The sequence below is a fragment of the Kineococcus indalonis genome, from assembly GCF_009906395.1.
GTDB lineage: Bacteria > Actinomycetota > Actinomycetes > Actinomycetales > Kineococcaceae > Kineococcus > Kineococcus indalonis.
Map to the genome: position 1 here is coordinate 1 of NZ_JAAALM010000084.1, position 10,329 is coordinate 10,329.

Consider the following 10,329-nt stretch of genomic DNA (forward strand, 5'->3'; position numbering starts at 1 on the left):
ACGCCCACCGTGCCGGGGACCCCCGCGCCGCCCGGCGGCGCGGGGCCGGGCGGCGGGGACCCCGAGCCCTCGCCGACGGCCGGCCCCACGCCGTCGCCGTCGACCGGGCCGAGCGCGCCCGGCGGCGAGGACGCGCCGACGGCGACGGACGGCTCCGCGGAGCCGTCCGGGCCGTCGGCCGAGCCGTCCGGGCCGGGCTGAGGGCGACGTAGCATCGGGAGGGTGACCGTGCACACCCCCGCCCCCGGCGACCCCGGCCACGACCCGTTCGGGTTCGTGGGCCTGACCTACGACGACGTCCTCCTGCTGCCCGGCGAGTCGGACGTGATCCCCTCCGAGGCGGACACCTCCAGCCGGGTCTCCAAGCGGGTCTCGCTGCGGGTGCCGCTGCTCAGCTCGGCGATGGACACCGTGACCGAGTCGCGCATGGCGATCGCCATGGCGCGCCAGGGCGGTCTCGGGGTGCTGCACCGCAACCTGTCCGCCGACGAGCAGGCCAACCAGGTCGACATCGTCAAGCGCTCGGAGTCGGGCATGGTGACGCGCCCGGTGACCACCTCGCCGGACGCGACCCTCGCCGACGTCGACGAGCTGTGCGGGCGCTACCGCATCTCCGGCGTCCCGGTGGTCGACGCCGAGGGCACCCTCGTGGGCATCGTCACCAACCGCGACCTGCGCTTCGAGACGGACTTCACCCGCCGGGTGCGCGAGGTCATGACCCCGATGCCGCTGGTCACGGCGCCGGTGGGCATCAGCTCCGCGGACGCCGAGCAGCTGCTGCGCAAGCACAAGATCGAGAAGCTGCCGATCGTCGACGAGCGCGACCGCCTCACCGGCCTGATCACGGTGAAGGACTACGTCAAGAGCGAGCAGTACCCGCTGGCGACGAAGGACGAGGACGGCCGGCTGCGGGTGGCCGCGGCGATCGGCATCTTCGAGGACGCCTGGAAGCGCGGCATGCAGCTCGTCGAGGCCGGCGTGGACGTGCTCGTGGTCGACATGGCGCACGGGCACTCGCGCGCGGTGCTGGAGATGATCTCCCGGCTGAAGGCGGACAGCGCCGCCGCGCACGTGGACGTCGTGGGCGGCAACGTCGCCACGCGCGCCGCGGCGCAGGCGCTGGTGGACGCCGGCGTGGACGGCATCAAGGTGGGCGTGGGGCCGGGCTCGATCTGCACCACGCGCGTGGTCTCCGGCGTGGGCGTGCCGCAGGTGACGGCCATCCACGAGGCCTCCAAGGCCGCGCGCCCGGCGGGCGTGCCGCTCATCGGCGACGGCGGGCTGGCCTACTCCGGCGACATCGCCAAGGCGCTCGTGGCGGGCGCGGACACGGTGATGCTCGGCTCGCTGCTGGCCGGCTGCGACGAGAGCCCGGGCGACCTGGTGTTCATCAACGGCAAGCAGTTCAAGCAGTACCGCGGCATGGGGTCGCTGGGGGCGCAGCAGACCCGCCAGGGCACCCGCTCCTTCTCCAAGGACCGCTACTTCCAGAACGACGTCGCCTCCGACGACCGCTTCGTGCCCGAGGGCGTGGAGGGCCAGGTGCCCTACCGCGGCCCGCTGGCGGCGGTGGCGCACCAGCTGGTGGGCGGCCTGCGGCAGTCGATGTTCTACGCCGGCGCCCGCACGGTGCCCGAGCTGCAGCGCGTGGGCAGGTTCGTGCGGATCACCCCGGCGGGGCTGAAGGAGAGCCACCCGCACGACATCCAGATGACGGTCGAGGCGCCGAACTACAGCCGCGGCCGCTGACGGCGCGGCCACCCGCTGCAGCGCGCACGAGCCGCGCGCTGCAGCCGCGGCCGCTGACGGCGCGGCGCCCGCCCCCCCCGCGCGCGGTGGGGGGGGCGGGCGCCGCGCAGCCGGTAGCCTGTGGGGGTGTACGAGATCGAGATCGGCCGCGGCAAGCGGGGTCGTCGCGCCTACAGCTTCGACGACGTGGCGATCGTCCCCAGCCGCCGCACGCGCGACCCCGAGGACGTCTCGACGGCCTGGCAGATCGACGCGTACCACTTCGCCGTCCCGGTGCTCAGCGCGCCGATGGACTCGGTGGCCTCCCCGGCCACGGCGGTGGCCATCGGCCGCCTCGGCGGGCTGGGCGTGCTGGACCTCGAGGGCCTGTGGACCCGCTACGAGGACCCCGAGCCCCTGCTGGCCGAGATCGCCGCGCTGGACCCGGCCGTCGCGATCCCGCGCATGCAGGAGATCTACGCCGAGCCGATCAAGCCCGAGCTCATCACCGCGCGCCTGGCCGAGGTCCGCCGGGCCGGGGTGACGGTCGCCGGCGCCCTGTCGCCGCAGCGCACCCAGGAGTTCTGGAAGGTCGTCGTCGACGCCGGCGTGGACCTGTTCGTCATCCGCGGCACCACCGTCTCCGCCGAGCACGTCTCCGGCCGCAGCGAGCCGCTGAACCTCAAGCGCTTCATCTACGAGCTGGACGTCCCGGTCGTGGTGGGCGGCGCCGCCACCTACACCGCCGCGCTGCACCTGATGCGCACCGGCGCGGCGGGCGTGCTCGTCGGCTTCGGCGGCGGCGCGGCGAACACCACCCGGCGCACCCTGGGCATCCACGCCCCGATGGCCAGCGCCGTCGCCGACGTCGCGGCCGCGCGGCGCGACTACATGGACGAGTCCGGCGGGCGCTACGTGCACGTCATCGCCGACGGCGGCGTGGGCACCTCCGGCGACATCGTCAAGGCGGTCGCCTGCGGCGCGGACGCGGTGATGCTGGGCGCGGCGCTGGCGCGCGCGACCGAGGCCCCCGGCCGCGGCTGGCACTGGGGCCCGGAGGCGCACCACGCGGTCCTGCCGCGCGGGGAGCGCGTGCACGTGGGCACGGTGGCGCCGCTGGCGGAGATCCTCGAGGGGCCGGGCCGGGTGGCCGACGGCACCACGAACCTCGTCGGCGCGCTGCGCCGCTCGATGGCCACCACCGGCTACTCGGACCTGAAGGAGTTCCAGCGCGTCGAGGTCGTCGTCTCCCCGTACCAGCCGGCGTGAGCGGGAGCGCGGGGGCGTTCTGGACGCCCGACGCCCTCGGCCCGCAGGACGGGCGCACCGTCCTGGTGACGGGCGCGAACTCGGGCCTGGGCTTCCACGTGGCCACGGAGCTCGCCCGCCGCGGCGCGGACGTGCTGCTGGCGTGCCGGGACGCCGGCCGCGGCGCGGCGGCGGTGGAGCGGCTGCGCGCGGACGTGGCCGACTCGGGCGTGAAGGCCTCCGCGGAGGTGCTGGCCCTGGACGTGGCCGACCTGTCCAGCGTGCGGCGCGCGGCGGCGGAGGTCGCCGACCGGTGCGCGAGCGTGGACGTGCTGGTGAACAACGCCGGCGTCATGGCGCCGCCGTTCGGGCGCACCGCCGACGGCTTCGAGCTGCAGGTGGGCACCAACCACCTGGGCCACTTCGCGCTGACGGGCCTGCTGCTGCCGCTGCTGCTGGCGGGGGAGGGCGCGCGGGTGGTGAGCGTGGCCAGCGTGGCGCACCGCTTCGGCCGCCTGGACCGTCAGGGCTACCTCAGCGAGGGCTCGTACTCGCGCTGGCACGCCTACGGGCAGTCGAAGCTGTCGAACCTGCTGTTCGGGCTGGAGCTGCAGCGGCGCGCTGCGGCGGCGGGGGCCCCGCTGGTCTCCACGGTCGCGCACCCGGGGCTGTCGGACACGAACCTGTGGAAGGCCACGCCGCTGGCGCCGGAGGTCCCCGTGGGCGGTGCGCTGGGCCGGGCGCTGGGCCGCCTGGTGGGGCACCCGCCGGCGCAGGGGGCCTGGCCGCTGCTGCGCGCCGCGGGCGACCCGGACGCCAGGGGCGGGGAGTACTTCGGCCCGGGCGGCTTCGGCGGCTGGAAGGGTTTCCCCGTGCTGGAGCGGGCGTCGGCGGCGGCGTACGACACCTCCGACGCGGCCTGGTTGTGGGCGCGCTCGGTGGAGTGGACGGGCGTGGGTTTCGAGGAGCTCGCCGCCCGCTGAGGCGCACTTCCCGGCCCGCGCGGCCGGGACGGAGCAGCCGCCGCTGCCGCGCAGCGTCGCGCGTCACCGGCGGCCACAGCAGAAACACAGTGTTCATGATCGCGTGATGCCGGCGAAACACGGCACCGACAGGGTTCGTGGCGTCCCCCTCACCGTGGGTGACCCCCTTGTGTCCTCTCGAGGAGAACCGTGCCCGTTTCCCGCAGGAACTTCCTCCGTGGTGTCGGCGCCACCGGTGGCGCCGGCGCCATGTTCGGCGCCATGGGCGCCCTGGGCCTGGCCCCGGCCGCCTCGGCCGCCGAGAACGCCGCCTTCGCCCCGCCGCGCGCCTCCGACTTCACCCTCACCGGCCGCTCCAGCCGCACCGTCCTGGTGCTCGGCGCCGGCATCGCCGGCCTGACCACCGCGTACGAGCTGGGCAAGGCCGGGTACCGGGTCACCCTGCTGGAGGGCCGCCAGCGCCCCGGCGGGCGCAACTGGACGGTGCGCGGCGGCGACACCGAGACCGACCTGAACGGCGAGACGCAGCGGGTGCGCTTCGCCGAGGGGCAGTACATGAACGCCGGGCCGGCGCGCATCCCGCAGCACCACGTCACCCTGGACTACTGCCGCGAGCTGGGCGTGGCGATCGAGCCGTTCGTGAACCAGAACGCCGACGCGCTGCTGTACTACACCGGCGACACCGCGGTCTCGAACACCGCCGTCAAGCACCGCACCGCCAAGGCCGACGTGTACGGCTACGTCTCCGAACTGCTGTCGAAGGCCACGAACGCCGGCGCGCTGGACGACGAGCTGAGCGCCTCCGACAAGGAGGCGCTGGTGGAGTTCCTGCGCGACTTCGGCGACCTGGGGAACTCCACCGGCGACCCGGCCGCCGCGGACCTGTACCTGGGCGGCAGCGGCCGGCGCGGCTTCGACGTCGAACCCGGCGCGGGCCTGCAGGCCGGCTCGATCTCCCCGGCGCCGGCGCTGCACGACGTCATCGCCAGCGGCATCGGCCGGGAGTTCACCTTCGAGTTCGGCTGGGACCAGGCGGTCATGATGTTCCAGCCGGTGGGCGGCATGGACCGCATCGCCTACGCGCTGGAGAAGGCGGTGGGCCCGGGGAGGATCCGCTACGGCGCCGAGGTCACCGCGATCCGCACCACCCCCGCCGGCGGGGAGGTCGACTACGTCGACGCCCGCGGCGCCACCCGCACCGCCGCCGCCGACTTCGTCGTCAACACGATCCCGCCGCACATCGCCGCGCGGATCCCGCACAACCTCGGCCCCGGCGTCACCGCCGCGCTGGGGGCGGCCACGCCCTCGCCCACCGGCAAGATCGGGCTGGAGTACTCCCGGCGCTGGTGGGAGGACGACATGCGCATCTACGGCGGCATCACGAACACCGACCTGGACCTGGCGCACGTGTGGTACCCGTCCTCCGGCTTCCACGGCGACCGCGGCGTCGTGGTCGGCTACTACAACTACGGCCGGCAGGCGCTGGAGTACGCGGCCCTGCCGCACGCCCAGCGCCGCAAGCGCGCCGTGGAGAACGGCGCGAAGATCCACGGCCCGGTGTACGGCCAGGACATCGCCTCCTCGTTCTCGGTCTCGTGGAGCAGGACGCGCTACAGCGAGGCGGGCTGGGTGGACTGGACCTCGCAGACCGGCCCGGAGTACGCCACGCTGCTGGCCCCGCAGGGCAACGTCTACTTCGCCGGCGACCACCTCTCGCACGCGATCGCCTGGCAGCACGGCGCCATGACGTCCGCGCGCGCCACCGTCACCGCGCTGCACCAGCGCGTCATGAGCAGCTGAACCCCCGATCGAGCGGAGAGAAGAACCCGTGAAGAAGCCCCTGTCCCGCAGGCCGCTGGTCGTGGGCGTCAGCGCGCTGCTGCTCGTCGGCCTCGGCGCCGGAGCCGGCGTCGCCGCCACCCGCGGCGGCACCCCCGCACCGGGCACGGTCGCCGTGGCGCTGCCGGTCGGCGACACCAACCCGATGATCGCCAGCGGCGTCGGGATCGGCCCGGCCACCGCGATCTACAAGTCCAGCGGGATCGGCCCGTCGGCGGCGAACCCCGACGCCGCACCGGGCACCCCCGAGGCGTACGTGGACCTGGGAGCCCTGGGCGGCGCGCTGCCCGAGGGCGTGACCCTCACCGAGGCGCAGGGCCTGAACGCCCTGGCCGCCATCGGGGCGAACCTCGCCGCGCAGGGCCTCAGCTTCGACGACGTCATCACGATGCGCGTGTTCCTCGCCAACGAGGAGGGCGCCGAGGTCGCCGACTTCGCCGGCTGGAACCGCGCCTACCGGCAGTACTTCGCCAACGTCGACCTGGAGACGAACGAGGCGCTCGACGTGCCCCTGGGCACCGCCGCGCCCGCCCCGCCGCTGGTCGAGAACGCCGCGCGCCCCTCGCGCGCGGCGCTGGAGGTCGCCTCGCTGCCCGTGCCGGGCTGGCTGGTGGAGATCGAGGTGGACGCGGTGTACCCGGAGCAGCCGTTCCAGCGGGGCAAGGAGGACTGACCCGCCCCCCGCGGCGACGGCCGCGGTGCGGCCCCCCGAGCGGGGAGCCGCGCCGCGGCCGTCGTGCGTGCGGGCGCCGGGCTCAGCCGCCGTGCCAGCTGCGCCACAGGCCGGCGTACGGCCCGTCGGCGTCGACCAGCTCCTCGTGCGTGCCCAGCTCGGTGATGCGCCCGCCCTCGACGACGGCGATGCGGTCGGCGTCGTGGGCGGTGTGCAGCCGGTGCGCGATGGCCACGGTGGTGCGCCCGGCCAGCACCGCCGCCAGGGACCGCTCGGTGTGCCGGGCGGTGTTCGGGTCCAGCAGCGAGGTCGCCTCGTCCAGCACCAGGGTGTGCGGGTCGGCCAGCACCAGGCGGGCCAGCGCCACCTGCTGCGCCTGCGCGGCCGACAGCTCCACCCCGTTCTCGCCGACCCGCGTGGCCAGGCCCTGGGGCAGCGCGCGCGCCCAGCCCAGGGCGTCCACGGACTCCAGCGCCGCCTCCACGGCGGCGTCGTCGGCCCGCGGCACCGGCAGCGCGACGTTGTCGCGCAGGGAGGCGCTGAACACGTGCCGCTCCTGGGTGACCAGCGCGACCTGCCGGCGCATCTCCTCCAGCGGCAGCCCCGTCACCTCAGCCCCGCCCACGCGCACCGAGCCGCTGGTGGGCGGGGCGATGCCCGCGATGAGCCGGCCCAGCGTGGACTTGCCGGCGCCGGTGGGCCCGACGACGGCGAGCCGCTCGCCGGGCTCCAGCGACAGCGACACCCCGTGCAGCACGGGGCGGCCGGGGGCGTACTCGTAGCCCACGCGCTCGGCGCGCACGTCGTCGGAGACGGGTTCCTCGCCGCGCTCGGCGCGGTCGGGCGGGACGGTGGCCAGGCCCACCACGCGCGCGAACGACGCCTGCCCCACCTGCAGCTCGTCCCACCAGATGAGCAGCTCGTTGACGGGGCCGACGAGCTGGCGCAGGTACAGCACGACGGCCGCGACCTGCCCGGCGCTGGCCAGGTCGTGGCGCACCAGGAACCCGCCCCACACCAGCGCCACCACCACGGGCAGCAGGTACGACAGCTCGATGGTGGGGAACCACGCCGTGCGCAGCCGCAGCGTGTACCGCTCGCGCTGCACCGTCTCGCCGATGACGCGGTCCAGCAGCCGCACGCGGTGCTCGGCCAGGCCCAGCGCCTCCACGGTGCGCACGTTCTCCACGTTCTCGCCCAGCGTGGTGGAGATGCGGCCCCACCAGGCCCGCTCGGCGGCGTAGCCGGCCGGCGCCCGCCGCAGGTACCAGCGGGTGCCCACCAGCAGGCCGGGCAGCCCGACCAGGACGGCCAGCGCCACCAGCGGCCCGGTGAGGAACGCCGCGGCGACGGTGAAGGCGGTGGTGACGGCGGCCACGAGGATCGCCGGCGCGCCGTAGCGCACGGTGTAGCTGAGGGACTCCACGTCGTTGGTGGTGCGCGAGACGAGGTCGCCGGTGCCGGCCTGCTCCACCACCGACAGCGGCAGGCGGGTGGCCCGCGCGAGGAACTCCTCGCGCAGCTGCGCGAACACCTCCTCCGACAGCGACAGCGAGCGGAAGCGCGCCACCCGCGCCAGCAGCGCCTGGGCGACCACGGCGGCCACGAGCAGCGCCACGGTGCGGTCGACGTCGGCGAGCACGGCGGCCGGGTCGGCCCCGCGCGCGGCGGCGACCACGTCGTCGACGAGGCCGCCCAGCAGCCACGGCCCGGCCAGGCCCACCAGGGCCGCGCCGGCGTGCAGCACCAGCATCACCAGCCCCGGTCGGCGGTGCTGGCGCACCAGGCGGCGCACGTCGCGCAGCACCTGGGCCCGGTCGGCGACCGGCAGGGTGGTGGGTTCCTGCAGCGGGGCGTCCACGCCCTCGGCGGCGGTGCTCACAGCTCCTCCTCGGGCAGGGGTGCGGGGACGGGGCGGCGCGGGCGCACGGTCAGCGCGCCGGTGCCCCCGCGCGGGCCCGGCTCGCCGGGCTCGCCGGTGCTCGCGGCCGCGTCGCGGGTGACGAAGCGGCGGTAGGCGGGCTCGCGCGCCAGCAGCTCGGCGTGCCGGCCGCTGGCGACCACCCGCCCGCCGGGCGCCCAGTGCACGGTGTCGGCGTGCGGCAGCACCAGCGGGCTGGCGCTGGCGACGAGCGTGGTGCGCCCGGCGCGGGCCCGGCGCAGCCGGGCGGCGATGCGGGCCTCGGTGTGCGCGTCGACGGCGCTGGTGGGTTCCACCAGCACCAGCACCTCCGGGTCGCGCAGCAGCACCCGGGCCAGCGCCAGGCGCTGGCGCTGCCCGCCGGACAGGGAGCGCCCGCGCTCGGTGACCAGGCCGCGCAGACCGCCGTCGACGAGGTCGAGCAGCTCGGTGGCGTCGGCGACCTCCAGCGCGGCGAGCACCTCCGCGTCGGTGCGCCGGCCCTCGGGGTCGACCTGCTCGCGCAGGGTCCCGCTGAACAGCTGCGCGTCGTCCTCGGCGAGCACGACGCGCCGGCGCACCTCGGCCACGGGCACCCGGCGCAGCGGCACCCCGGCCAGGGTGGCGCCCCCGGTGCCGTCGGTGCCGTCGGTGCCGTCGGTGCCCTCGGTGCCGTCGGTGCCCTCGGTGCCCTCGGTGCCCTCGGTGTCGTCGAAGCGCGCCAGGCGCCGGCCCAGCGGCCCGGCGAGCTCGGGCGGGTCGGTCACCAGCACGGTCAGCTCGCCGGGGGCGGCGCTCACGCCCGAGGCGGCCTCGGCCAGCGCCCCGGCCGCCGGGTGCTCCAGCTCCGCGGCGGGCGCGTCGGCCAGGCGCGGGGGCACCTCCAGCATCGTCACCAGCCGCCGGGCGGCCACCAGGGCGCGCGCGTACTTGTCGGCGGTCTCCACCAGCATCCGCAGCGGGGAGGTGAGGAAGGCGGCGTAGCCGTAGAGCGCGACGAGCTCGCCGGGGCTGAGCTCGCCGCGCACGGTGGCGCGCGCGCCCGCCCACACCAGGGCCGCCACGAGCAGGCCGGGCACGAGGACCTGCAGGGCCTCCAGCGCCGACTCCCACGCCGCCACCCGCACGCCCGCCGCGCGCACCTGCTGGCTCTTGTCGCGGTAGCGGGCCAGGAACAGCTCCTCGCCGCCCACGCCGCGCAGGATGCGCAGGCCCCGCACGGTGTCGGTGCCCAGGGCGGTCAGCTGCCCGCTCAGCTCGCGCTGGCGGCGCTGGCGCTCCTGCAGCGGGCGCAGCAGCACCAGCAGCGCCACCAGCACGGCGGGGATGCCGAGCAGGACGATCAGGCCCAGCGGCACCGAGGTGCGCAGGACCAGGACGGCCACGACCGCCACGGCCAGCACCGAGGCCACGGCGCGCTGGGTGACGTCGAAGGCGTCGCCCACGCGCGGGCCGTCGGAGGAGGTGCTGGCCAGCACCTCGCCCTGCGGCAGGCGCGCGGTGACGCCGGTGCCGGCGCGGGCGGTGTGCCGGCCGACCTGCTGCAGCGTGCGGAAGCAGGCGGTCAGCCAGTTCGTCACGGCGTAGCGGTGCCGCAGCACGGCGGCGGTGGTGGTGACCGCCGCCAGGGCCAGCACGACGCCGGCCCAGCGCAGCAGGGCGCCGGCGTCGCCGGCCAGGACGCCCTCGTCGAGGGCCTCCCCGACCGCGGCGGGCAGGACGGCCTGCGTGAGCATCCACGCGCAGCCGAAGGAGGTGCCGACCGCCATGGGGCGCCACTGCTGCGCCGCGGTGCGCAGCAGCAGGCGCACGGGTGATCGGACGTCGGGGGGACCGGGGTCTTGGAGGGGGAGTGCCCGCACGTGCATCGACGGTAATCGCTCTCCCCGGTGCTCTTCCACGTGATAAGCGCCGCGCGCCCCCGCGCGCCCCCGGCGTGCGAGGGTGGAGGGGTGGAC

7 protein-coding genes and 1 pseudogene are annotated in these 10,329 nt (G+C 76.2%); 5 read left to right on the top strand and 3 right to left on the bottom strand.

The window, feature by feature from the left end; all coding sequences use genetic code 11:
* Window positions 1-215, bottom strand: a pseudogene (locus GTR00_RS22885) (hypothetical protein); the annotation flags it as partial.
* Window positions 216-222: 7 nt separating this feature from the next.
* On the opposite strand from GTR00_RS22885, the gene guaB reads away from it, so the two are divergent.
* From guaB to GTR00_RS06480, 5 genes are all read left to right on the top strand, one after another.
* Complete coding sequence (guaB, locus tag GTR00_RS06460; protein WP_407659625.1) at window positions 223-1,749, top strand: IMP dehydrogenase; 1,527 nt, start codon at window positions 223-225, stop codon at window positions 1,747-1,749.
* Between the two features lie 126 nt (window positions 1,750-1,875).
* Window positions 1,876-2,997 (top strand): GuaB3 family IMP dehydrogenase-related protein, encoded by a 1,122-nt coding sequence (locus tag GTR00_RS06465; RefSeq protein ID WP_166610814.1) that lies wholly within the window; start codon window positions 1,876-1,878, stop codon window positions 2,995-2,997.
* The gene (locus GTR00_RS06470) at window positions 2,994-3,959 is read left to right on the top strand and encodes an oxidoreductase (protein WP_166610815.1); all 966 of its coding nucleotides are present in this window, start codon (window positions 2,994-2,996) and stop codon (window positions 3,957-3,959) included. The genes GTR00_RS06465 and GTR00_RS06470 overlap by 4 nt, the downstream gene beginning before the upstream one ends.
* Before the next feature lie 189 nt (window positions 3,960-4,148).
* Window positions 4,149-5,759, top strand: coding sequence for a flavin monoamine oxidase family protein (locus tag GTR00_RS06475; RefSeq protein WP_166610816.1), 1,611 nt, complete (start codon window positions 4,149-4,151; stop codon window positions 5,757-5,759).
* Between the two features lie 28 nt (window positions 5,760-5,787).
* On the top strand, window positions 5,788-6,471 hold the full coding sequence (locus tag GTR00_RS06480; RefSeq protein ID WP_323132271.1) for a Rid family hydrolase: 684 nt from the start codon (window positions 5,788-5,790) through the stop codon (window positions 6,469-6,471).
* An 82-nt stretch (window positions 6,472-6,553) separates the two neighbouring features.
* On the opposite strand, the gene GTR00_RS06485 is transcribed toward GTR00_RS06480, so the two are convergent.
* Complete coding sequence (locus GTR00_RS06485; protein ID WP_323132272.1) at window positions 6,554-8,353, bottom strand: ABC transporter ATP-binding protein; 1,800 nt, start codon at window positions 8,351-8,353, stop codon at window positions 6,554-6,556.
* The gene (locus tag GTR00_RS06490) at window positions 8,350-10,182 is read right to left on the bottom strand and encodes an ABC transporter ATP-binding protein (protein WP_323132273.1); all 1,833 of its coding nucleotides are present in this window, start codon (window positions 10,180-10,182) and stop codon (window positions 8,350-8,352) included. Before GTR00_RS06490 ends, GTR00_RS06485 begins: the two co-directional genes overlap by 4 nt.
* Window positions 10,183-10,329 lie beyond the last annotated feature (147 nt).